At 57.8% G+C, this 23615-nt stretch carries 23 protein-coding genes; 14 read left to right on the top strand and 9 right to left on the bottom strand.

What is annotated here, in order from left to right:
* Positions 1-6: 6 nt before the first annotated feature.
* The 6 genes from ispF to rpoS all read left to right on the top strand — a co-directional run bounded on the left by ispF (position 7) and on the right by rpoS (position 5112).
* Entirely contained in the window at positions 7-480 is a 474-nt protein-coding gene (gene ispF, locus ACP7B0_RS11020) for a 2-C-methyl-D-erythritol 2,4-cyclodiphosphate synthase (protein WP_426141333.1), read from the top strand.
* Entirely contained in the window at positions 477-1535 is a 1059-nt protein-coding gene (gene truD, locus ACP7B0_RS11025; RefSeq protein ID WP_426141334.1) for a tRNA pseudouridine(13) synthase TruD, read from the top strand. The genes ispF and truD overlap by 4 nt, the downstream gene beginning before the upstream one ends.
* Complete coding sequence (gene surE / locus ACP7B0_RS11030; RefSeq protein WP_426141335.1) at positions 1523-2272, top strand: 5'/3'-nucleotidase SurE; 750 nt, start codon at positions 1523-1525, stop codon at positions 2270-2272. Before truD ends, surE begins: the two co-directional genes overlap by 13 nt.
* Positions 2273-2313: 41 nt before the next feature.
* Positions 2314-2949 carry a protein-L-isoaspartate(D-aspartate) O-methyltransferase gene (locus ACP7B0_RS11035; RefSeq protein WP_426141562.1) on the top strand — a complete coding sequence of 212 codons (636 nt, stop codon included), beginning with the start codon at positions 2314-2316 and terminating at the stop codon, positions 2947-2949.
* A 192-nt stretch (positions 2950-3141) separates the two neighbouring features.
* Positions 3142-3996: a peptidoglycan DD-metalloendopeptidase family protein gene (locus ACP7B0_RS11040; RefSeq protein WP_426141337.1), complete on the top strand. Its 855-nt coding sequence runs from the start codon at positions 3142-3144 to the stop codon at positions 3994-3996.
* Positions 3997-4098: 102 nt separating this feature from the next.
* Positions 4099-5112, top strand: a complete 1014-nt coding sequence (gene rpoS / locus ACP7B0_RS11045; RefSeq protein WP_426141338.1) for an RNA polymerase sigma factor RpoS — start codon at positions 4099-4101, stop codon at positions 5110-5112.
* A gap of 571 nt (positions 5113-5683) precedes the next feature.
* Here the strand turns inward: rpoS and fdxA are convergent.
* Both fdxA and mutS read right to left on the bottom strand, forming a co-directional pair.
* Positions 5684-6007, bottom strand: a complete 324-nt coding sequence (gene fdxA / locus ACP7B0_RS11050) for a ferredoxin FdxA (RefSeq protein WP_426141339.1) — start codon at positions 6005-6007, stop codon at positions 5684-5686.
* A 245-nt stretch (positions 6008-6252) separates the two neighbouring features.
* Positions 6253-8820 (bottom strand): DNA mismatch repair protein MutS, encoded by a 2568-nt coding sequence (gene mutS / locus ACP7B0_RS11055; RefSeq protein WP_426141563.1) that lies wholly within the window; start codon positions 8818-8820, stop codon positions 6253-6255.
* Between the two features lie 476 nt (positions 8821-9296).
* On the opposite strand from mutS, the gene ACP7B0_RS11060 reads away from it, so the two are divergent.
* The 3 genes from ACP7B0_RS11060 (at position 9297) to recX (ending at position 11435) form a co-directional block, all read left to right on the top strand.
* Positions 9297-9797 carry a CinA family protein gene (locus ACP7B0_RS11060; RefSeq protein WP_426141340.1) on the top strand — a complete coding sequence of 167 codons (501 nt, stop codon included), beginning with the start codon at positions 9297-9299 and terminating at the stop codon, positions 9795-9797.
* A gap of 93 nt (positions 9798-9890) precedes the next feature.
* Positions 9891-10961: a recombinase RecA gene (recA, locus tag ACP7B0_RS11065; RefSeq protein ID WP_426141341.1), complete on the top strand. Its 1071-nt coding sequence runs from the start codon at positions 9891-9893 to the stop codon at positions 10959-10961.
* Positions 10962-10967: 6 nt separating this feature from the next.
* A complete protein-coding gene (gene recX / locus ACP7B0_RS11070; RefSeq protein ID WP_426141342.1) occupies positions 10968-11435 on the top strand; it encodes a recombination regulator RecX in 468 nt (155 codons plus the stop codon).
* A gap of 49 nt (positions 11436-11484) precedes the next feature.
* Here the strand turns inward: recX and ACP7B0_RS11075 are convergent, their stop codons facing one another.
* Both ACP7B0_RS11075 and ACP7B0_RS11080 read right to left on the bottom strand, forming a co-directional pair.
* Entirely contained in the window at positions 11485-12600 is a 1116-nt protein-coding gene (locus tag ACP7B0_RS11075; RefSeq protein WP_426141343.1) for a TIGR00730 family Rossman fold protein, read from the bottom strand.
* A 232-nt stretch (positions 12601-12832) separates the two neighbouring features.
* Positions 12833-13243: a quorum-sensing-regulated virulence factor family protein gene (locus ACP7B0_RS11080; RefSeq protein ID WP_426141345.1), complete on the bottom strand. Its 411-nt coding sequence runs from the start codon at positions 13241-13243 to the stop codon at positions 12833-12835.
* Between the two features lie 254 nt (positions 13244-13497).
* On the opposite strand from ACP7B0_RS11080, the gene ACP7B0_RS11085 reads away from it, so the two are divergent.
* The 3 genes from ACP7B0_RS11085 (at position 13498) to ACP7B0_RS11095 (ending at position 15551) form a co-directional block, all read left to right on the top strand.
* On the top strand, positions 13498-14208 hold the full coding sequence (locus ACP7B0_RS11085; protein WP_426141346.1) for a tRNA-uridine aminocarboxypropyltransferase: 711 nt from the start codon (positions 13498-13500) through the stop codon (positions 14206-14208).
* A gap of 246 nt (positions 14209-14454) precedes the next feature.
* Entirely contained in the window at positions 14455-15102 is a 648-nt protein-coding gene (gene erdR, locus ACP7B0_RS11090; protein WP_426141347.1) for a response regulator transcription factor ErdR, read from the top strand.
* An 83-nt stretch (positions 15103-15185) separates the two neighbouring features.
* Positions 15186-15551, top strand: a complete 366-nt coding sequence (locus ACP7B0_RS11095) for a diacylglycerol kinase (RefSeq protein WP_426141348.1) — start codon at positions 15186-15188, stop codon at positions 15549-15551.
* 18 nt (positions 15552-15569) lie between these two features.
* Here the strand turns inward: ACP7B0_RS11095 and ACP7B0_RS11100 are convergent, their stop codons facing one another.
* The gene (locus tag ACP7B0_RS11100) at positions 15570-16508 is read right to left on the bottom strand and encodes a LysR family transcriptional regulator (protein WP_426141349.1); all 939 of its coding nucleotides are present in this window, start codon (positions 16506-16508) and stop codon (positions 15570-15572) included.
* A 122-nt stretch (positions 16509-16630) separates the two neighbouring features.
* On the opposite strand from ACP7B0_RS11100, the gene fpr reads away from it, so the two are divergent.
* A complete protein-coding gene (gene fpr / locus ACP7B0_RS11105) occupies positions 16631-17410 on the top strand; it encodes a ferredoxin-NADP reductase (protein ID WP_426141350.1) in 780 nt (259 codons plus the stop codon).
* A gap of 111 nt (positions 17411-17521) precedes the next feature.
* On the opposite strand, the gene tsaA is transcribed toward fpr, so the two are convergent.
* From tsaA to rimO, 4 genes are all read right to left on the bottom strand, one after another.
* Positions 17522-18226 carry a tRNA (N6-threonylcarbamoyladenosine(37)-N6)-methyltransferase TrmO gene (gene tsaA / locus ACP7B0_RS11110; RefSeq protein WP_426141351.1) on the bottom strand — a complete coding sequence of 235 codons (705 nt, stop codon included), beginning with the start codon at positions 18224-18226 and terminating at the stop codon, positions 17522-17524.
* A gap of 73 nt (positions 18227-18299) precedes the next feature.
* Positions 18300-18761 carry a DUF1456 family protein gene (locus tag ACP7B0_RS11115; protein WP_426141352.1) on the bottom strand — a complete coding sequence of 154 codons (462 nt, stop codon included), beginning with the start codon at positions 18759-18761 and terminating at the stop codon, positions 18300-18302.
* A gap of 79 nt (positions 18762-18840) precedes the next feature.
* On the bottom strand, positions 18841-19551 hold the full coding sequence (locus tag ACP7B0_RS11120) for an rRNA pseudouridine synthase (RefSeq protein WP_426141353.1): 711 nt from the start codon (positions 19549-19551) through the stop codon (positions 18841-18843).
* Positions 19552-19752: 201 nt separating this feature from the next.
* Positions 19753-21096: a 30S ribosomal protein S12 methylthiotransferase RimO gene (gene rimO / locus ACP7B0_RS11125; protein ID WP_426141355.1), complete on the bottom strand. Its 1344-nt coding sequence runs from the start codon at positions 21094-21096 to the stop codon at positions 19753-19755.
* 380 nt (positions 21097-21476) lie between these two features.
* Between rimO and ACP7B0_RS11130 the strand changes: the two genes are divergently transcribed.
* Positions 21477-23375: a potassium transporter Kup gene (locus ACP7B0_RS11130; RefSeq protein ID WP_426141357.1), complete on the top strand. Its 1899-nt coding sequence runs from the start codon at positions 21477-21479 to the stop codon at positions 23373-23375.
* The last annotated feature ends 240 nt before the right edge of the window (positions 23376-23615 follow it).

Here is a 23615-nt window from a genome sequence, read left to right on the forward strand (position 1 = left end):
TTTTTTATGCGTATTGGCCATGGCTATGATGTGCACCGTTTCGCTGAAGGCGATTTCATTACCTTGGGCGGCGTGCGGATCGCACACGAGTTCGGCTTGCTGGCCCATTCCGATGGCGATGTGCTGTTGCACGCCCTGAGTGATGCCTTGCTGGGGGCTGCTGCGCTGGGTGATATCGGTAAACATTTCCCGGACACCGACCCACAGTTCAAAGGCGCTGACAGCCGCGCACTGCTGCGCCATGTGCTGGCGCTGGTGCAAGGCAAAGGCTGGAAAGTCGGCAATGTCGACGCCACCATCGTTGCCCAGGCCCCGAAAATGGCCCCGCATATCGATTCCATGCGTGCTTTGATCGCCGCAGATCTTCAGGTTGAGTTGGATCAAGTGAACGTAAAGGCTACTACCACGGAAAAACTCGGTTTCGTGGGTCGGGAAGAGGGGATCGCGGTTCACGCCGTTGCCCTGTTGTTGTCCGCATGACGGAACTGGAACTGTTGGGCCCGCGCGCTTATGGTGATGTGCTGGGCAGCGCTGTGCTCAAGGCCACAGCGGAAGACTTTCAGGTCGATGAAGTGCTGGACATCCCGCTTTCTGGCGATGGCGAGCATCTTTGGCTGTGGGTCGAGAAGCGGGGCCTCAATACCGAAGAAGCCGCTCGTCGGCTGGCTCGCGCGGCTGGCGTTCCCCTCAGGACGGTCAGCTATGCGGGGCTCAAGGACCGTCAGGCCCTGACCCGTCAATGGTTCAGCATCCAGTTGCCAGGCAAGGCGGACCCGGACCTGACGGCGGCTCAGGACGACACCCTCAACATCCTGAAAATGACTCGCCATAAGCGCAAGCTGCAACGCGGTGCCCATGCCGCCAATGGGTTCACGCTGCGCCTGACGCAATTTACGGGCGACAAGGACGCGCTGCAAAAGCGCCTCGAGCACATTGCCCATTCGGGAATTCCCAACTACTTCGGTGCCCAGCGCTTCGGTCATGAAGGCGGCAACCTGGGTGAAGCCCGTGATTACGCCGGGCGTCAGGCGTTGCCAGAGCAGCGGGCGGTACGCTCGCGTCTACTGTCCACGGCCCGTAGCTATTTGTTCAACCAGGTGTTGGCGGCGCGTGTAGCCGACGGCAGTTGGCAACGGGCACAGGTCGGCGACCTGCTGGCATTCACTGACAGCCGCAGTTTTTTCCCGGCCGGTGTGGACGAATGCAGCGATCCGCGTCTGGCGATTCTCGATCTGCACCCGACCGGACCGCAATGGGGCGAAGGCCCTTCGCCGGCGTCGGGTGCAACGGCTACGCTGGAGAATGACATTGCCAACCGCGAAGCCGCCTTGCGCGATTGGCTGATTCGAGCCGGAATGGAACACGAACGGCGCATCCTGCGGCTGCCCATTGGCGGGTTGACGTGGCATTATCCCGAGCCTGACATTCTGCAACTGGAATTCGTCCTCCCGGCTGGATGCTTCGCCACTGCGTTGGTGCGCGAACTCGTCGATCTGGTACCGGTAGGGCAGACGGACAGCTCATGCGTATTCTGATTTCGAACGATGATGGGGTAACCGCGCCCGGTCTTGCTGCGTTGTATGCAGCACTGACCGACTACAGCGAGTGCGTGGTTATCGCCCCCGACCAGGACAAAAGCGGCGCCAGCAGCTCGCTGACGCTCGACCGTCCTTTGCACCCTCATACCCTGCCGAACGGCTTTATCAGCGTTAACGGCACGCCCACTGACTGCGTTCACCTGGGGCTCAACGGTCTTCTGGAGACCCCGCCCGACATGGTGGTGTCCGGGATCAACCTGGGCGCCAATCTGGGGGATGACGTTCTGTACTCCGGCACCGTGGCCGCAGCACTGGAGGGCCGCTTTCTGCAACGGCCTTCCTTTGCGTTTTCGTTTTTGTCACGGCAACCGGAAAATCTGGCAACGGCGGCGCATTACGCGCGCCTGCTGGTGGAATCCCACGAGCAACTTGATCTGCCGCCGCGTACCGTATTGAACGTGAACATTCCGAACCTGCCGCTGGAGCATATTCGCGGCATCCAGCTGACACGCCTGGGGCATCGTGCCCGGGCGGCGGCACCGATCAAGGTGGTGGATCCGCGTGGTCGTTCGGGTTACTGGATTGCGGCGGCCGGTGACGCTGAAGACGGCGGTGCGGGCACCGATTTTCATGCGGTCATGCAAGGGTACGTGTCCATTACCCCGCTGCAACTGGACCGTACTTATCAGGACGGCTTCAACAGCCTGAACAAATGGCTGGAGGGCCTTCTCTGATGTCACGCGAACAAGATGATCTGTTGCGTCGTGGAATCGGGATGACATCCCAGCGCACCCGTGAGCGGCTGATTCAGCGTCTGTATGACGAGGGGTTGTCCAACGTTCAAGTGCTGGACGTCATCCGCAAGACGCCCCGGCATATGTTTGTCGATGAGGCGCTGGCCCATCGCGCCTATGAAGACACCGCCCTGCCGATCGGACATAACCAGACCATCTCCCAGCCGTACATGGTAGCGCGCATGAGCGAGCTGCTGCTCGCGGCGGGGCCACTGGACAAAGTACTGGAGATCGGCACCGGTTCAGGCTATCAAACGGCGGTACTGGCGCAACTGGTGGAGCGCGTCTTCTCGGTGGAGCGCATCAAGGTTCTGCAGGACCGCGCCAAAGAGCGCCTGGTGGAGTTGAATCTGCGCAACGTGGTGTTTCGCTGGGGGGATGGCTGGGAAGGCTGGCCAGCGCTCGCACCCTATAACGGCATCATTGTCACGGCGGTTGCGACCGACGTGCCGCAGGCGTTGCTCGATCAATTGGCACCGGGTGGGCGGCTGGTGATTCCGGTAGGTTCCGGGGAGGTCCAGCAACTGATGCTGATCATTCGTGAAGAGAACGGTTTTTCCCGGCATGTGCTGGGGGCTGTGCGTTTCGTCCCCTTGCTCAATGGCCCATTGGCCTGAGAACCTTGGGGCGGTTACTGAATTCTCACCATCGCCTTGGGTCTATCACCTGTCGCAGCGGCTCGGTCCGGTCTATCGTCCGGCGAGCTGAAACACTGCGCAGTATGTGCACAAAAGTTAATGCAGTAGCCGCCGCCTTTATTACGGCACAATAGGCGGCTTAAATTCAGTTTTCAGTAAAGGGAGTGGCGGGTGAGTCGCACAGTCATTCGGCAGCGTATGTTTTCAAAGTGTTTCCAACGGCTGTTGACTGGCATTGTTCTCAGTGTGCTTTTGGTCGGCTGCTCCAGTACTCCGTCCGGCGGCGCCCGGGTCGTGGATCGAAACGCCGCGCCCTCGCGCCCGACTGTGACAACCGGGCAGTACGTGGTGCGCCGCGGTGACACGCTGTATTCCATTGCCTTTCGTTATGGCTGGGATTACAAGGCGCTGGCCGCCCGGAACCGCATTCCCGAGCCTTTCACCATCCGGCCGGGCCAGACGATTCGTTTTGACGGGCGTTCCGGCTCATCGTCTGTCGCTACAGCGGCGAGGCCGGGAGCTGTCACGAGCACGTCCACCACTACCAGCAGTTCCGGTTCGGTCAAGACCACTGTAATGTCCAAGTCCGTGTCGGTGGTTCCGGTGGTTATACCATCTTCCGATGACAAACAGACAAGCCCCGCAGGACGTTCTCCGACGGGCTGGACCTGGCCGTCTAATGGCGTTTTGATAGGGAAATTTTCTTCAAACGGTAGTTTGAATAAAGGAATTGATATCGCTGGTGATTTGGGACAGCCTGTTTTGGCTGCGTCTGATGGATCAGTTGTTTACGCCGGGAGTGGGTTGCGGGGCTACGGCGAATTGATCATCATCAAACACAGCGATACCTACGTAAGCGCCTACGGTCATAACCGCAGGTTGATGGTACGGGAGGGGCAACAGGTCAAGGCAGGGCAGACAATTGCCGAAATGGGGTCAACGGGAACTGACCGAGTGAAACTGCATTTTGAGATTCGCCGCCAGGGTAAACCTGTAGATCCACTGCAATTCTTGCCACGTCGCTGATTGTTGCCAGCCTGTTCCTGACGTAGAGGGACAGGCTCAAGCGTTGCCACGGAAATAGGCGTCGCTAGAGCTTGAGGTCGAACTCACCAAAGGACTATAACAATGGCTCTCAGCAACGAAGCGCCGGAGTTTGACATCGACGATGAGGTTCTCCTTATGGAAGCCAGCATCGTCCTGGAATCTGAACCGAGCAAAAAACAGCACAAAGCTGCGCCCGCTGCGGTTCGCGCCAAGGCCAGAAACTCCACTTCTCTCAAGCAACACAAATACATTGATTACACTCGGGCGCTCGATGCAACCCAGCTGTACCTCAATGAAATCGGATTCTCCCCCCTGTTGTCCCCGGAAGAAGAAGTTCACTTTGCACGCCTGTCGCAAAGTGGCGATCCGGCGGGTCGCAAGCGCATGATCGAAAGCAACCTGCGGCTGGTGGTAAAAATTGCCAGGCGCTACGTCAATCGGGGGCTCTCGTTGCTCGACCTTATCGAAGAAGGCAACCTGGGGTTGATCCGGGCTGTCGAAAAATTCGATCCAGAGCGTGGCTTTCGTTTCTCGACATACGCTACGTGGTGGATTCGTCAGACCATTGAGCGCGCCATCATGAATCAGACCCGGACAATCCGGCTGCCGATCCATGTGGTCAAAGAGTTGAATGTCTACTTGCGGGCTGCCCGTGAGCTGACCCAGAAACTTGATCATGAACCCTCCGCTGAAGAAATCGCTCACCTGCTCGAAAAGCCCGTGGGGGAGGTCAAGCGCATGCTGGGCCTTAATGAACGGGTTTCCTCCGTGGACGTTTCCCTCGGCCCGGATTCCGACAAGACGTTGCTCGATACGCTGACGGATGATCGTCCGACAGACCCTTGCGAGCTGCTGCAGGATGATGATCTTTCACAGAGCATCGATCAGTGGCTTTCCGAACTGACGGATAAGCAACGTGAAGTGGTCATACGCCGATTTGGTTTGCGAGGCCATGAAAGCAGTACGCTGGAGGACGTCGGACTGGAGATTGGCCTTACCCGGGAGCGGGTGCGCCAGATTCAGGTCGAAGGCCTGAAGCGCCTTCGGGAAATTCTCGAGAAAAATGGTTTATCCAGCGAGTCATTGTTTCAATAGAAGTAACCCCGGCGTTTCGTGATGAATGAAACGCTTATGATTTCTGCACAACAAAACACCCCCCTTGTGGGGTGTTTTCGTTTCTGTTTTTAACTGCGCATGGAATTGAAACGTTTCACTTCCATGACACGCTACCTCAGTTACGTGCTCCCCTGAGTGGCCAGCTTTTAGGGGCTTTTCCTGTAAGCTATTGCGCACGCAGTGTGTAAGTTTATGTTGTCGAATAGCGCGATAGATAGCCCATATCTGTGTGTGTTTTTTCTTAAATTATTGAAATTAAAAGAGTTATTTTTCTGTCTTGTTCGGTTCTGGCATTTTTTGAAAGATTTTACGGGCTTGCCCTGCGCGCAAAAAACACTAGTATCAGAACTGTGCCAACGGAGAGGCACAGGCAGTCAAGGATGACAGTCGAGGACATCGCAGGACGCGATTCATCAGGATGATGACGCAAGGATTGCAAGGAATAAATAAACAAGGGGGGCGGTGTATACCGCCCCTTTTTTTATGACTGAAACTTATCCCGCCTCATAAAAAAAGGCCTGTCAGGGCCTTTTCGGTATATCGGTAAAGATCAGCGTTCCAGGTCTGCTAACTTGCCGGGTTTGCCATCCCACTCTTCCGCATCGGCCAAGGCGTCTTTCTTCTCGGTGATATTGGGCCAGACATCCGCCAGCTCCGCGTTCAGCGCTATGAAGTTTTCCATACCGGCCGGAACTTCATCTTCGGAAAAAATGGCGTTGGCAGGGCATTCTGGCTCGCAGAGTGCGCAGTCGATGCACTCATCCGGGTGAATCACCAGGAAATTCGGGCCTTCGTAGAAGCAGTCCACCGGACACACTTCTACGCAGTCGGTGTACTTGCACTTGATGCAGTTGTCGGTGACGACGAAGGTCATTTCTAATTCTCTCCTCAGGCGGCGATAGCAGAGCCCTTCCAGACAGGGTTGCCAGGGTCGGGAAGTTCCCGGCCTTGTGAAAACAATGCATGGGCTGAACGATTCATTTGCAGGTCAACTGCACACGTTTCATCCAACCCTGGGTTCACTAAGTTTCCACGCGGCCAGGCTTATCTGCTCAACCAGGCTAAAAGCTGGCAGCATCCCAAACCGCGCGGGATTCTACCAGCTTGTAACCGTTCACGTCAGATGCGCGTTTGTAAGGTATACAACATTTCCAATGCCTGGCGCGGCGTGAGGTCATCGATTTTGACTTTGGAAAGCTCGTCCAGGACAGGATGCGGCAGGCTGGCAAACAGATCGCTTTGCATCGGCGCGGACGCCTTGCCCGGCTTCGCGGAAGGCTGTTCATGGGGCAGGCTGGTGGTTTCCAGTCGGTGCAAATGCTCCTTGGCGCGCGAGATGACCTTGGCTGGAACCCCCGCCAACTGGGCCACCGCCAGGCCATAGCTTTGACTGGCCGGCCCCGGCAGCACCCGGTGCAGGAAGACAATCCGTTCGTTGTGTTCGGTCGCATTGAGATGCACGTTGGCCACCAGCGGCTCATTTTCCGGCAGCACTGTCAGCTCGAAATAGTGCGTGGCGAACAAGGTGTAGGCGCGCAGTTGGGCGAGGCATTCTGCCGCAGCCCAGGCCAGCGACAAACCGTCAAACGTGCTCGTGCCACGCCCCACTTCGTCCATCAGCACCAGACTGCGGTCTGTGGCGTTGTGCAGGATGTTGGCGGTTTCGCTCATCTCCACCATGAAGGTCGAACGGCCTCCGGCGAGGTCATCGCTGGAGCCGATCCGGGTGAAAATCCTGTCCACCAGCGACAACTCGCAACGGGCGGCAGGCACAAAGCTCCCAATATGAGCCAGCAGGACAATCAGAGCCGTCTGGCGCATGTAAGTGGATTTACCACCCATGTTCGGGCCGGTAATGACCAGCATCCGGGTGCTGTCATCCAGTGCCAGATCATTGGCTACGAACGGGGTGGACAAGACTTGCTCAACCACCGGATGCCGACCTTGGTCGATACGCATGCAGGGTTCGTCAACGAACCGAGGGCAGTTCAGGTCAAGGTTCAGGGCGCGCTCTGCCAGGTTGCTCAATACATCAAGCTCGGCCAATGCTGCTGCGGTGTCCTGAAGTACCGCAAGATGACCAATCAGGTCTTCCAGCAATGCCTCGTAAAGCATTTTCTCCCGGGCCAGCGCACGGCTTTTTGCCGACAGTGCCTTGTCTTCGAACTCTTTCAGTTCCGGCGTGATAAACCGCTCGGCACCTTTGAGCGTCTGACGGCGAATGTAGTCAGCGGGGGCCTGCTCGGCTTGCTTGCTCGGCAGCTCGATGAAATAACCGTGAACCCGGTTGTAGCCGACTTTCAGGTTGGCCAGGCCGGTACGCGCTTTTTCGCGGGCTTCCAGATCGATCAGAAACTGTCCGGCGTTTTCGCTTAATGACTGCAACTCATCCAGTTCGGGGTCGTAGCCGGTCTTCAATACGCCACCGTCGCGAATGACTGCGGGCGGGTTGTCGATGATTGCCCGTTGCAGCAGGTGCGCCAGTTCCGGGTACGTGCCGGCGGTCTGAGCAAGCTGCTGCAGGTGCGGCGCCTCCAGGTCGGTCATCGCCACTTGCAGGTCGGGCAGGGCGCTCAGTGCATCACGCAGGCGCGCCAAGTCCCTGGGGCGCGCATTGCGCAGGCCGATGCGGGCGAGAATCCGCTCGATATCCCCGATTTCCTTGAGCTGCGGCTGCAAGCTCTCGAAGCGATAACGCTCCAGCAGGCACGTGATGGAGCTTTGTCGTGCCAGAAGCACCTTCAGGTCACGCAGCGGCCGATTCAGCCAGCGCGTCAGCAAGCGGGTGCCCATGGAGGTCTGGCAGCGATCCATGACCGATTGCAGGGTGTTGTCCCGACCGCCGGCAAGGTTGGTGTCCAGCTCAAGATTGCGGCGACTGGCACCGTCGAGCACTACCGTATCGTCCAGACGCTCATGGCGCAGGCTGCGTAGATGCGGCAAGGCGGTGCGCTGGGTTTCCTTTGCGTAACCCAGCAAGCAACCGGCGGCGCCGATGGCCAGGGTCAGGTTCTCGCAGCCGAATCCTTTAAGGTCTTGAGTGGAAAACTGCTGGCAAAGGCTTTTCAGCGCCGAGTCCCGCTCGAAGTCCCAGGGCGCACGACGTCGGGCGCCTTTGCGTTTCTCGGCAGGCAACCCTTGAGGCCAATCGTCAGGGATCAACAGCTCCACCGGATTGATGCGCTCAAGCTCGGCCAGCAGGTTTTCCCAGCCTTTGATTTCCAGCACATTGAAATTGCCGCTGGTGATGTCCAGCACCGCGAGGCCGAACAGGCGTTCGTCGCCCAGCACCGCTGCGATCAGGTTGTCGCGACGCTCATCCAGCAGTGCCTCGTCACTGACCGTACCCGGTGTAATGATGCGCACCACTTGCCGGTCAACGGGCCCCTTGCTGGTCGCCGGGTCGCCGATCTGCTCGCAGATCACCACTGACTCGCCCAGCTTGACCAGCTTGGCCAGATAACCTTCGGCGGCGTGGTACGGAATCCCGCACATGGGGATGCTCTGGCCCGCCGATTGCCCGCGGGCAGTCAGGGTAATATCCAGTAACTTGGCCGCCTTTTTGGCGTCCTCGTAGAAGATTTCGTAGAAGTCGCCCATGCGATAGAACATCAACTGATCGGGGTGCTGATTCTTCAGCTTCCAATATTGCTGCATCATGGGGGTGTGCGAGGAGAGGTCGGAAATTGCTTTATTCATCAGATAGTTAGGCAAGTTCTTTGGAAGGGTGGAGCAAATCAGTGGACGTGGCCTGCAACCCCGTTGGAGTCATGGGGCCGGTCAATCCGGGTGTTTGCGATGGGCGCAAGGTTACCACGGGTGCCAGGGCGTCGCAGGCCCCGCTGCGCGATCCTGTATTCGTGACTTTGCGTTTCCGGGCGGCCACAAGTGCGAATTCGCTGTATAGACTTCGTAGCGTCGCCGGCCGATGTGCGCCGGCATTTATAAAAAAGGACTTTTATATGGCAAACAAACGTGCACGGGATTCGGAGAGTGGACGCTTCATTCCCATCGAGGAGGCAAAGCGTCGTCCCAAGGAGACCACGGTCGAAACCATCAGAAAGCCATCTTGCCCCAAAAAGAAAGAACATTGACTGATCGTGACGGAACGGTTGCCCTTGCAACCGTTCCCATCCTGAGCGTAAGCAATAAAGGAGACTGCGTTGGACGAGATCACCCGGCTGGCCACCCACCTCGGCAAATGCCTGAAAACCCTTGGAGCCCAGGTAACGACCGCTGAATCCTGTACCGGTGGCGGTATTGCCGAAGCCATCACGCGCATTGCCGGCAGCTCGGCCTGGTTCGAGGCAGGTTATGTCACTTATTCCAATCGGCAGAAGTTCGCGCAGCTGGGCGTGCCTGAAGCGCTGTTTTCGACAGTCGGTGCAGTCAGTCAAGAGGTTGTCGAAGCCATGGTGCGCGGCGCGCAGAGCCACAGTGGCGCGCGGTTTGCGGTGGCTGTGAGCGGCATCGCAGGGCCCGATGGCGGCTCCATCGAGAAGCCGGTGGGCACGGTATGGCTGGCCTGGGGCAGCGCAGGATCAATCATTTCCGAGCGGCGTCAGTTCGACGGTAATCGTGATGACGTGCGCCGACAAACGGTAAAGGCTGCTCTAGAGGGGCTGATAGCCCTTGCTCAAGCAGAAATACCAACACGGGGGTAGGCGCGCGCGCATCGCTGTGGAATAATACTGTCTACTTATACAGGTGTTGTGGCCGTCAGGCCCCTAATTGAATTTGATTACGTGAGGACTTCAATGGACGAGAACAAGAAGAAAGCCTTGGCTGCGGCCTTGGGTCAGATCGAGCGTCAATTCGGTAAAGGTGCCGTAATGCGCATGGGTGACCATGACCGCCAGGCGATTCCTTCTATCTCTACCGGTTCGCTCGGTCTGGATATTGCCCTCGGCATCGGTGGCTTGCCTAAAGGCCGGATCGTTGAAATCTACGGTCCGGAATCTTCCGGTAAAACCACGTTGACCCTTTCGGTCATCGCCCAGGCTCAGAAAATGGGCGCGACCTGTGCATTCGTCGATGCGGAACACGCTCTCGATCCTGAATACGCCGGTAAGCTGGGCGTCAATGTCGATGACCTGCTGGTTTCGCAGCCGGACACCGGTGAGCAGGCTCTGGAAATCACCGACATGCTGGTGCGTTCCAACGCGATCGATGTGATCGTCGTCGACTCCGTCGCGGCGCTCGTGCCAAAGGCCGAGATCGAAGGCGAGATGGGTGACATGCACGTCGGCCTGCAGGCACGTTTGATGTCTCAGGCGCTGCGCAAGATCACCGGTAACATCAAGAACGCCAACTGTCTGGTTATCTTCATCAACCAGATCCGTATGAAAATCGGTGTGATGTTCGGTAGCCCGGAAACCACGACCGGCGGTAACGCGCTGAAATTCTACGCTTCGGTACGTCTGGATATCCGTCGTACAGGTGCGGTGAAGGAAGGTGATGAAGTTGTCGGTAGCGAAACCCGTGTCAAGGTTGTGAAGAACAAGGTGGCTCCGCCGTTCCGTCAGGCAGAGTTCCAGATTCTTTACGGCAAGGGTATCTACCTGAACGGCGAGATCATCGATCTGGCTGTGCTGCATGGCTTCGTTGAGAAGTCCGGTGCGTGGTACAGCTATCAGGGCAGCAAGATCGGTCAGGGTAAAGCCAACTCGGCCAAGTACCTGGCAGACAATCCGGAAGTCGGTGCAGCTCTTGAGAAGATGATTCGTGACAAGCTCTTGACCCCAGGCGTTGACACCAAGGCCGAAGGTTCGCGTCCTGTTGCTGCTGCTCCTGCTGACGACATGGCTGAAGCTAACGTCGACATCTGATAGACCATGGCTGTGATACTGGATACACCCGTCGCCATCCGGCGAACTGCAATGGACCTGCTCGCCCGCCGCGAGCACGGTCGTGTCGAGCTGACGCGCAAGCTGCGTCAGCGCGGCGCACCTCCCGAGTTGATCGACCCCGCCCTGGACCGTCTGACGGAAGAGGGGCTGCTTTGCGAATCCCGTTACCTTGAAAGCTTTGTTTCCTATCGTGCGCGCTCGGGCTATGGTCCTCTGCGTATTCGTGAGGAACTCAGCCAGCGTGGTTTGCAGCGGGCGGACATTGAGCAGGCACTGCGCGAGTGCGGATTCGATTGGCAGGAAAAGCTTCAGGAAACATGGCAGCGAAAATTCGGCGGGCATCTGCCTGTTGATGCCCGTGAACGTGCGCAGCAAGGACGGTTCCTGACTTATCGAGGGTACCCGCTGGATATGGTCGGCCGCTTGCTCAGCGGGCGAGGCGGGGACGACTGATCAATCCGTACCCAAGGCCAGCCGAAGCGGGCCTTGTCCGTATGACCTGTCAGCTGGCGCTCAGTGACGGGTGTTTTTGCTGAAGGTGGGTGTCGGTTCCGGCCCAGTTTTCCGCTCGGTTGATATAGTCGACCAGCTCACGCAAACGACCATAATTGCGACCTGTGAACGTAAAGGCGAGGCGAGTCAGGTGGCTGAATTGTGCCTCGTCATGCTCTTCGCCTGCGTAGCTGTGCTGATGAAAACCCTCAGCCAGACGCAAGTCGGCAAAAGCTTCCTGCATGTGATCCATTGCCGATTCGCTCAGCGAGTGATGCATGCGGATGACAAACTTGTTCTTCAGCCAGCGACTTGAATGGAAGTTCTGGTAGAACTGGTTGATCTCGTCGACAGCGTCTTCAGCGCTGTGAACCAATCGCAGCAGCTTCATGTCATTGGGCAGGATGTAATGATTGGCTTCCAGCTGATCCCTCATGAAATCCAGGGCGCCTTGCCAGAACCTGCCACCGGGCACGTCGAGCAGCACGATGGGGACCAGAGGGCTTTTGCCGGTCTGGATCAACGTCAGCACTTCCAGTGCCTCATCCAGTGTGCCAAAGCCGCCGGGGCAGAGGACCAGTGCGTCGGCTTCCTTCACGAAGAACAACTTGCGTGTAAAGAAGAAATGGAACGGCAGCAGGTTACTCGTGCCTTCCACGGTCGGGTTGGCATGCTGCTCGAAGGGCAATGTGATGTTGAAGCCCAGGCTGTGATTACGTCCGGCGCCTTCGTGGGCCGCCGCCATGATGCCGCCACCGCCACCGGTGATGACCATCAGGTCGGCCTGGGCCAATACATGGCCAAGCTCCCGGGCCAGGATGTACATCGGATGCTCGACGGGTGTGCGTGCCGAGCCGAAGACAGTGACTTTGCGGCGACCCTTGAATTGATCGAGGGCACGAAAGGCGTGGTCCAGTTCGCGCAAGGTCTGCAAAGTGATTTTTGCGTTCCACCGGCTGCGATCATCCTGAGCCATGCGCAGGACAGTCAGCATCATGTCTCGGTAGAGCGCCAGGTTTGGGCTATTGGGGGCGACGAGTCGGATCTGTTCGTCTATTCGCTGGGCAAGATCGGCGCCGCTGTCCTGAAAGTGTCTTGAAAGCAGGTCATTCGGTTCATAAGGCATTCAAAGCTTCTCCATGCGCAGACTCATCATCCTGATCCAATAGATCGTTTGGGCAGGATGTCGGGTTCTTTTCGATGATGTGCTTATAGCATTGAAGCTGGCAACGATTGTCTGTGCCAGAGCCTGATTTGGTTTCGTGATGTTAGGACAGGTACCGGGACAACGCACAGGGCGTTAAAGGAGGTGGCTGCAGGCCTTGAAGCCTCGCCACCTTCAGCAGGACAAAGACGGGTTATTTCTTGACGGAGCAGTCGCTGGCTCTGAATACCTGCGTGGTGACCGGGCGATTGGTCTTGTACTCGGTGAACTGATACTTCATCACTGCGCCTTTGGTCATCAACTGGCGATAGCCATTGTTGTGACAGACACTGTTACCCAGTTGATTGCGAACGGCGTCGGGGTTGGCGCGCATCTGTTGAGCCTGGCCGGCGCGCACGCTCAGGTGGTTGATCAACTCATTGCCTTCAACGGTGTAGCCTTGATCGAGAATGTCTTCGTTGATTGCTCGTGGCGTGCCGACGCTGCTTTCCTTCGCGACTTTTTCAAGCATTTTGCTCAGTTCGAATTCCTGCTTGGACGCCGCATTGGCGCACAGCGGAGCAACGAGCAACAGCGTAAGGGTGGGAACGATAAGGCGCAGCATTAAACTCTCCTGATTCAGTGACTGGCCGTTGGACCGGAAACTTAAAAGTACGTTCACTGATTGGCCTGCCAAGTGTGGGGGCTTCAGTGGGGGCGAAGTATAGGTGACGAGTTCATGCCGCTCCTAGGCCGAAAATGGATTCAATGGGAGAACAGCCGCGTTTGCAGGTCGTACGGCTCTGTTAAACTGCGCCCACTTACACTTTTTCGAGCCAACTCTGTGTCAACGTCTTCCGTTTGTCGGCGCCCTCAGCCATGAGTCATGCCGTTTCCCGCCTGCGTGATCAACGTCTGGCGCAAAGCACCAAGCCGTTCATCGCCCGTGGATCCCGTGCGCCGCGCTGCCCGGGGTGCCGGGTTATCTTCAGTTACTGCCTGTGCGCCTGGAAACCCAGCGTACCGGCGACCTCGGCCATGTGCCTGTTGATGTATGACACCGAACCGCTCAAGCCCACCAATACCGGGTGGCTGATTGCGGATGTGATCAAGGATACGCACGCATTTGGATGGTCGCGCGTTGATGTGAATCAGCAATTGCTGGCGCTGCTGGACGATCCACAATGGCAGCCTTATATCGTGTTCCCGGGAGAGTTTGTCGCTCAAGAACGCGTGGTCAGTGACGTCAAGCTTGAGGACGGTAAGCGTCCGCTGTTTATTTTGCTGGATGCGACCTGGACTGAAGCTCGCAAGATGTTTCGCAAAAGCCCTTATCTGGAACGCTTCCCGGTGCTGAGTCTGCAATCGGAGCAGTTGTCCCGCTATCGGTTACGACGTTCCAAGCGTGACGACCATTTCTGTACCGCCGAAGTCGCGGCGCTGTGTCTTGAATTGGCTGGTGACACGCACGCCAGTGGTGCCCTGGATGCTTATCTGGACGTATTCACTGCGCATTACCTCGGGGCCAAGTTTCAAAATCCTGTTGACGCGCAAGACGCGGCCCACACCCATCTGAAGTGTTTTATTTAAATCTCGGGTGTGCGCCAGCCGCGTGTCGAGGATGAGCGCACAATAGTGGGTGTGGCCGCGCCTGGGCGTAACACTTGACCACCCCGGCTTCGCTGGGCATGCTTGGCGCCGCACAAAGGATTGGACGCTGTTTTTGTGGGTTTGCGTCGAATGTGCTGTGTCGCGACAACGAGCATTTGCTGGCATATCCCTATGCCTTGCTGAGCACCGATCGGATCGGCGCTCCTATAAAAACAGGATCACCCAATGACCTACGAAATCCTGATAGCCGATGACCATCCGCTTTTTCGCAGCGCTCTGCATCAGGCATTGAGCATAGGGCTCGGCCCGGATGTTCGTTTGGTTGAGGCTGACAGCATTGCCCAGCTTGAAACGCATCTGGGGGAGAAAGCCGACTGGGATCTGGTTCTGCTGGACCTGAACATGCCCGGGGCCTACGGTTTTTCCGGCCTGGTCCTGTTGCGCGGTCAGTATCCGCAGATTCCGGTGGTGATGGTGTCAGCCCAGGAGGAGGCGTCCATCGTCGTGCGCTCCAGGGAGTTCGGTGCAAGCGGCTTTATTCCCAAGTCCAGTTCTCTGGAGACCATTCAGCAGGCGGTGCGCAAGGTTCTCGAAGGGGATGTCTGGTGGCCGGCGCAGGTCAATGAACCGGTCAGTGTCTCGGCTGAAGCCAAGGCCGCCAGTGCGGGTCTTGCAAGCCTGACGCCGCAGCAGTTTCGGGTGTTGACCATGGTCTGCGAAGGGTTGTTGAACAAGCAGATTGCCTATGAGTTGACCGTTTCCGAGGCCACCATCAAGGCGCATGTGACAGCGATTTTCCGCAAGCTGGGGGTGCGCACCCGCACTCAGGCGGCCCTGCTCCTGCAACAATTGGAATCGATCTCGCCGAACTGATCGCGGCCACAACACCCGTCGTTCACGCTTTTTTGACTTGTCCTGACTTAACTTTGCCTTCTTTTATTCAAGCAGCCACTCCTATGTCTCCTTTCAAGGGCCAAACCGGCCTGAAGCGTATTTTCAATGCCACTGGCTATTCCCTCGACGGGCTGACCGCCGCGTTCAAGGGAGAGGCCGCCTTTCGGCAGTTAATAGTGCTGAATGTCGTTCTGATTCCCTTGTCTTTCTTTATTGATGTCAGCAAGGCCGAACATGCCTTGCTGGTACTGGTCTGCCTGTTGGCGCTGATCGTTGAATTGCTCAATTCCGCTGTCGAAGCCGCCATTGACCGGATCTCTCTGGAATTGCACCCGCTGTCCAAAAACGCCAAAGACATGGGCAGTGCCGCGCAGTTCATTGCGCTGGGAATGATTGCCGTTGTCTGGGGGTTGATCCTGCTGGGCTGACAACCTGACCTGCCGCGGTCAGGTATCAGCCTGATAAATGCTCGGTAGAACAATCTCGTCACTGCGCTGGATGCCCGTGGTGAACGAGCGACACAGTTCAAGAAATTCGCGCATGGCAGAGGTCTGGTATTTCTGCTTGTGCCAGATGAAATAGAACTGCCTGATCAGGTCCAGTTCCGGCGTCTGCACCGCTACCAGGCTGCCGCGCCGGAATGCATCGCGCAGAGCCAGCCGTGAAATACAGCCAATCCCCAGCCCGGATTCCACCGCACGCTTGATGGCCTCGGTGTGTTCCAGCTCAAGCCGCACATTCAGGGCGTTGCGGTGATGGCGCATGGCTTGGTCAAAGGTCAATCGGGTGCCGGAACCCTGTTCGCGCAGAATCCAGGCTTCTTCGGTCAGTTGATCAAGGCTGGCATGACCACGCTTGGCCAGCGGATGCTGCGGCGCACAAAACACCACCAGTTCGTCTTCGACCCAGCGCTGGACTTCGATGTCAGGATGCGTGCAATCGCCCTCAATAAGACCTAGATCAATTTCGTATTGGGCGACCTGCTGCACGATATGCGCGGTGTTCTGCACGTGCAGTTTGACCTGGCTTTCCGGGTGGTGCTGCATGAAGCTGCCGATCAGCAGGGTCGCGAGATAGTTACCAATGGTCAAGGTGGCGCCAACGGCCAACGAGCCGAAACCGGATTTGCCGTTGAGAAGGTCCTCGATTTCCTTGGCCTGGTCCAGTAGCGCAACCGCCTGGGGCAACAACTGGCGACCCGTGGCATTGAGGCTCAGGCGTTTGCCGGCGCGGTCAAACAACTGGCAGCTGGATTGACGCTCCAGTTCGGTAATGGAGGTGCTTGCCGCTGACTGTGACAGGGACAGCAGGATCGCTGCGCGGGAAACACTTTCCTGCTGCGCGACGGCGACGAATACCTGAAGCTGACGAAGAGTAAATCGCATATCTATATAACCGATAACCTATATCTTGATAATTCATTTAACAGATATTGTGTCTGCCACTAGAATATCGCGCAATAGCGCTCACACCCGGCGCAGGCGAAATTTCAGGAGTTCCTACGTACATGAGCAACATGAACCACGAGCGTGTCCTCAGCGTCCATCACTGGAATGACACCCTCTTCAGTTTCAAGTGCACCCGTGACCCAGGCCTGCGCTTCGAGAACGGTCAGTTCGTCATGATCGGTCTGCAGCAGCCTAACGGTCGCCCGCTCATGCGCGCCTATTCCATTGCCAGCCCGAACTGGGAAGAACATCTCGAGTTCTTCAGCATCAAGGTGCCGGACGGCCCACTGACTTCGCAACTGCAGCACTTGAAGGAAGGTGACGAGATCATCATCAGCAAGAAGCCCACGGGTACGCTGGTGCTGGATGACCTCAAGCCGGGTAAGCATCTTTACCTGCTCAGCACCGGTACTGGCCTGGCGCCGTTCATGAGCATCATTCAGGACCCGGAAACCTACGAGCGTTTCGAAAAGGTGATCCTGTGTCACGGCGTTCGTTATGTGAACGAAGTCGCGTACCGCGAATTCATCACCGAGCTCTTGCCGCAGAATGAGTTCTTCGGTGAGGCTGTGCGTGAAAAGTTGATCTACTACCCGACTGTCACCCGCGAGCCTTTCGAGAATCAGGGGCGCCTGACTGACCTGATGCGCAGCGGCAAGCTGTTCAGCGACATCGGCCTGCCGCCGATCAATCCTCAGGATGATCGCGCGATGCTGTGCGGCAGCCCCAGCATGCTGGACGAAACCAGCGAAGTGCTCAACAGCTTCGGTTTGACGGTTTCGCCGCGTATGCGTGAGCCAGGTGATTACTTGATCGAGCGTGCATTCGTCGAGAAGTAAGCCTTACAACGCGTGACGTGCCTGCACGTTGCGCCTGTGACAAAAAAACCGCCTGGGGGTCACGGACCAGGCGGTTTTTTTGTGGGCGACGTTTTGTTTTGCAGACGCTCTTCAAGTCGTCGCGGGGACGACCTCAAGCACGCGAATCAGCCCCGTCCGAGGGTAATGCCAACGCACATCCAGATCCCAGAGTTGCGCACCGTAGCGGCGCTCCGGGGTTGGCACTTGATAGGCGGGACGAGGATCCTGGGCCAGGCATTGCTCGATCAGCTCGACCAGCGGTTCGTTCAGGCGCAGGGCATGTTCACGGGCGTGGCGCAGCGCCTCATCCTCCCACTGAACCGGGATCAGTTCAGGTGCAGCGCTGGCGATGCTGTTGCTCGCGGTCGGCACGTTGTCGGCGTAAGGGACGTAAGGCTTGATGTCCAGCACGGGCGTGCCGTCCAGCAAGTCGATCCCGGACAACCACAGACGGCCTGCCTCGACCTTGTCCAGCTTGACCACTGATTGGCCGATGCCATTGGGGCGATGGGTTGCCCGGGTCGCAAAGACCCCCATGGACTGATTGCCGCCCAGTCGCGGCGGCCGTACTTTCAGGCGTGGTTTGTCCTCCAGTGCGAGGTGGAACAGGAACAACAGCCAGACATGGCTGACCTGTTCCAGACCTTGCACAGCGTCGCCGTGATCAAACGGCGCCACCAGTTCCAGTACCCCGCGAGCTGCCGGGGCCAGATGGGGCTGGCGGGGTATGGCGAACTTCTCCTTGAAGCAGGAGCGCACGTAGCCGATGGGGGAGACGCTGTAGGAATCAGGCATAAGCAGGATCTGAAGTGAGTGCATATTCTGTAGGATCGAATGAATTCGCTCCTACAGGTTCTCCGTGCTCGGCTTAAGCGCGAACCCGCAGGGTCAAACCCTTGAGGAAGTTACGCAGCAATTGGTCGCCACAGGTGCGGTAGTTGCTGTGGCCGAATTTGCGGAACAGTGCGCTCAACTCGGGTTTGGAGACCGGGAACTCGGCTGACTTGAGGATGGCGTGCATGTCTTCTTCTTTAAGTTCGAAGGCTACGCGCAGTTTTTTCAGCACCGTGTTATTGGTGATCGGCAGTTCAATGGGCTGCGGCGCACGGCTGTCGTCCTTGCCACGCTTGAAGATCACCAGGCCATCCAGGAAGTGGGCCATGATTTCATCGCTGCAATCCTGATAGCCTTCCTCGTCTTCTTTCTTCATGAAGGCGATCACGTCGGCCTTGGTGATGTCGAAGCCCCCGAGCTTGACGATATCAACGATCTTGCCGTCGCTGATATCAAGCATGTAGCGCACGCTGCGCAGTACGTCATTGTTCATCATGGTCTGTTCGAATCCTGGTAAGACGGGTGTAACGCCGCGGAGGCTGAGCCTTCGCGGCACTGAATGGGATGAGCGGTGCTCAGAACTTTTCTTTGGCCGTCATGTAGCGCCATTGGCCTTCGGGCAACTTGCCCATGGAAACGCCGCCGATCCGGATGCGCCGTACTGAAACGATCTTCACGCCAACGGCTTCGCACAACTGGGCGATGATGCCGGGCTGCGGGTTTTTCATGGCGAAGCGCAGGCGGTTTTCGTTCTGCCAGCTGGCTTTGACGGCGGGTAATTCCTTGCCTTTGTAGGTCAGGCCATGGTTCAGGCGGTTCAAGCCGTGGGCAACCATATCGCCGGTGATTTCGACGATGTATTCCTGTTCGATCTTGCTGCGGTCATCGGTGAGCTTGCGCAGGATTTTCCAGTCCTGGCTGAACACCATCAAGCCGCTGGCGTTAGCCTGCAATGTCGAAATGGGCTCAAGACGCAGAAAATGCCCTTTGAGCGGGCGTTTACCAAAGCTGTGCTCTTCGGACAAGGTGCCAGGGGTGATCAGCGCCAGCGCATCGGCATCGCTCATGGCAGCCGGTTTGTGCAGGATGATCGTGACCGGTTCCGGCGCATCGGCCTTGGCGGCCGGACTGAGCTCGACCTTTTGCGTATCGACCTTGAACTGCGGTTCTTCGATGACCTCGCCGTCCACGGTGACCCAGCCGCCTTCGATATACAGCTCAGCCTCCCGACGAGAGCAGCCGATCAGCTCGATAAGACGTTTGGAGAGGCGGATGGGTTCTGACATGACAAAGAGCCGTTACTTGAGAGAAAGGCGCTTATTGTACCCGTGCCCGCCCGGTTAATCGCGGCAACATTGCAATTGCTGTGGAATCATTGCGCAGAGCGGGGAGCGTCACTTCAGCCTGCATTCGAGAAGCCCCAGGCGCAAAAAAAAGCCCCGCCGTTTGAAGGGCGGGGCTGATTCAGATCATGGGCACGGCAACGATCAGAGCAAATCCGCCCACAGGTCGTATTCGTCGGCGTCGGTCACGCGGCACATGATTTTGTCGCCTGGCTTGATCGGGCTGCCAGGTTCGAGGGCGATATAAACATTGCCGTCGATTTCCGGGGCATCGAAGAAGCAGCGGCCGACGGCACCTTGATCATCCACTTCGTCGATCAGGACTTCGATGTCCTTGCCGATTTTCATTTGCAGGCGAGCGGCGCTGATTGCCTGTTGGTGGGCCATGAAGCGGTCCCAACGATCCTGCTTGATCTCGTCCGGAACAATGGCGGCGTCCAGCAGGTTGGCCGGCGCGCCTTCGACCGGGGAATACTGGAAGCAGCCCACGCGGTCGAGCTGTGCTTCGGTCAGCCAATCCAGCAGGTACTGGAAGTCTTCTTCGGTTTCACCCGGGAAGCCCACGATGAACGTCGAGCGGATGATCAGGTCCGGGCACTGCTCGCGCCAGTTCTTGATGCGCGCCAGGGTCTTGTCTTCAAAGGCCGGGCGTTTCATCAGTTTGAGGATCTTCGGGCTGGCGTGCTGGAACGGGATGTCCAGGTACGGCAGGATTTTTCCGGCAGCCATCAGCGGGATCAGCTCGTCGACGTGCGGGTACGGATACACATAGTGCAGACGAACCCAGACGCCCATGGAGCTGAGGGCTTCGCACAATTCGGTCATGCGCGTCTTGACCGGAGCGCCGTTCCAGAAACCGGTGCGGTATTTGACATCGACGCCATAGGCGCTGGTGTCCTGGGAAATCACCAGCAACTCTTTAACGCCCGCCTTGACCAGACGCTGAGCTTCATCAAGCACATCGCCCACCGGACGGCTGACCAGTTTGCCGCGCATCGACGGGATGATGCAGAAGCTGCAGCTGTGGTTGCAGCCTTCGGAAATCTTCAGATAAGCGTAGTGCCGCGGGGTCAGTTTGACGCCTTGCGGCGGAACCAGGTCGATCAGCGGGTTGTGATTCAGGTTAGGCGGCGCGGCGTCATGGACGGCATTGACCACCTGCTCGTACTGCTGCGGGCCCGTGACAGCCAGAACACTGGGATGCACGTTGCGGATGACGCTTTCATCGACGCCCATGCAGCCGGTCACGATCACCTTGCCGTTTTCAGCAATGGCTTCACCGATCACTTCGAGGGACTCGGCCTTGGCGGTGTCGATGAAACCGCAGGTGTTGACGACAACGACGTCGGCATCCTGATAGGTCGCGACGACTTCGTAGCCTTCCATGCGCAGTTGGGTAAGGATACGCTCGGAATCCACGAGGGCTTTTGGGCAACCCAGGGAAACAAACCCGACCTTGGGGGCGGAAGGCGTGATAACGGTGGACATGGCGAACCTCGGCGTATGTAGTGCGTTGGCAGGCGGCCTGCGCACCGGCTGGGCGTTAGTGTCCTGTCTCAAAAATAGCGGTACGACTCGGGCGGTGCTGATTTCGTCATGCTGAGTTGCCTGGCGAAACCGGCCGCTGGCCCGGAGTGTACGTATTTCGAAACGGGATCCGTGCGCCTCTGATCAAAAAGTGCGCAATTCTAGCGACCAGTCCCGTGATTGACCAGCTTTATACGGAGAATTACGACGAGTGCTGCGCTATGCTTCGCGGCGTTACGGGATGTGTCGAGGTTATAGGCATGACGTCGTGCAATAACTTTCGGTAGCTCAACGCATCGACTTGTGCCCAGTGGCGCAAGCCTTGGTTTCTGGAGTGGTAGATGAGTCAAGCAAGCAGTCAGGGTGATGCCGGGCACGGCACGGCAAAACCATTGGGTTTATTGATGGCGGCGGTGGGCGTGGTATACGGCGACATCGGCACCAGCCCGTTGTATACCCTCAAGGAAGTGTTTCAGGGGGGCTATGGGGTTGACGTTACTCATGATGCAATTCTGGGCATCTTGTCCCTGATTTTCTGGTCGCTGATCTGGGTGGTGTCGTTCAAGTACATGGTCTTCATCCTGCGTGCCGACAATCAGGGCGAGGGCGGCATCATGGCGCTGACGGCTCTGGCGCGACGCGCATCGGCCAGTTATCCGAAGCTGCAGGCGGTCATGGTGGTCTTTGGCTTGTTCGGGGCGGCGCTGTTTTACGGCGACAGCATGATCACGCCAGCGATCTCCGTGCTCTCGGCCATGGAAGGCATGGAGCTGGCTTTCGACGGCATTGAACATTGGGTAGTGCCCATGGCGCTGGTGGTGCTGATCGGGCTGTTCCTGATTCAGCGGCACGGTACGGCGCGCATCGGCGTCTTGTTCGGCCCGATCATGGTCACCTGGTTCGTGGTGCTGGGCATGTTGGGTGTTTATGGCATCATGCATCAGCCCGAAGTGCTGCATGCGATGAATCCGGTCTGGGCCGTGCGCTTCTTTATCCTTCATCCCGGCATCGGCGTAGCGATCCTTGGCGCAGTGGTGTTGGCGTTGACTGGCGCCGAAGCCCTGTACGCCGACATGGGCCACTTCGGACGCAAGCCGATTGCCCGTGCGTGGTTCATCCTCGTGCTGCCCGCGCTGGTGCTCAATTATTTCGGCCAGGGCGCTCTGGTGCTCGAAAACCCGGAAGCGGCGCGCAACCCGTTCTATCTAATGGCACCGAGCTGGGCCCTGTTGCCGTTGGTGGGGCTGTCGACGCTGGCCACGATCATTGCCTCTCAGGCGGTGATTTCCGGTGCGTTCTCCATGACCCTGCAGGCGATCCAGTTGGGCTACGTCCCGCGTATGCACATCCAGCACACCTCCAGTGATGCCCAGGGCCAGATTTATATAGGCGCGGTCAACTGGTCGTTGATGGTGGGCGTGATTCTGCTGGTTCTGGGTTTCGAGTCTTCCGGCGCGCTGGCCTCGGCTTACGGTGTCGCCGTCACTGGCACCATGCTCTGCACCACGATTCTGGTGTCGTCGGTCATTCTCCTGCTATGGAAATGGCCTGTGTTCCTGGCCGTGCCGCTGCTGTTGGCCCTGCTGTTGGTGGACAGCCTGTTCTTTGCCGCCAACGTGCCAAAGGTTATTCAGGGTGGGGCATTTCCGGTGATTGCCGGGGTGGTGCTGTTTGTCCTGATGACCACCTGGAAGCGTGGCAAGCAACTGTTGGTGGAGCGTATCGACGAAGGCGGTCTGCCGCTGCCGATTTTCATCAGCAGCATTCGGGTTCAGCCACCCCATCGTGTTCAGGGTACGGCGGTTTTTCTGACGGCCCGCGCCGATGCCGTGCCACACGCTTTGCTGCATAACCTGTTGCACAATCAGGTGCTGCACGAGCAAGTGGTGCTGCTGACCGTGATGTACGAGGATACGCCGCGCGTCCCGGTGGAGCAGCGATTTGAGGTCGACTCCTATGGCGAAGGTTTTTATCGGGTGATCCTGCATTTCGGTTTTATCGACGAGCCCGATGTGCCAGCCGCGTTAAAGCTGTGTCATCTGCAGGACCTGGACTTCAGTCCGATGCGTACCACGTACTTCCTGAGCCGCGAAACCGTGGTCCCGTCGAAAATGGTCGGCATGGCCCGCTGGCGGGAGACGTTGTTCGCTTTCATGCTCAAAAATGCCAATGGCAACTTGCGGTTTTTCAAGCTGCCCTTCAACCGGGTCATCGAGTTGGGGACGCAGGTGGAAATGTAGCGTTGAGCTACAGGCTGGCGGTGCTTGTCCGTCAGGTATTGTCGGGTGGGTGCCGCGCTTCGGATCAGGTGGCAGCAACAGCGTGACACCGTGGGACCGGCTTTAGCCGGGAAGGGGTAATTCAGGCGATGCAGATGCAGCGAACGCGCTGGCCTTTCCCGGCTGAAGCCGGTCTCACGCCTGCTCCGACAGACATAAAAAATCCCCGCACCCAAAAGGCTGCGGGGATTTTTGTATGGC

This window comes from Pseudomonas sp. DWP3-1-2 (assembly GCF_049896285.1).
Lineage (GTDB): Bacteria > Pseudomonadota > Gammaproteobacteria > Pseudomonadales > Pseudomonadaceae > Aquipseudomonas.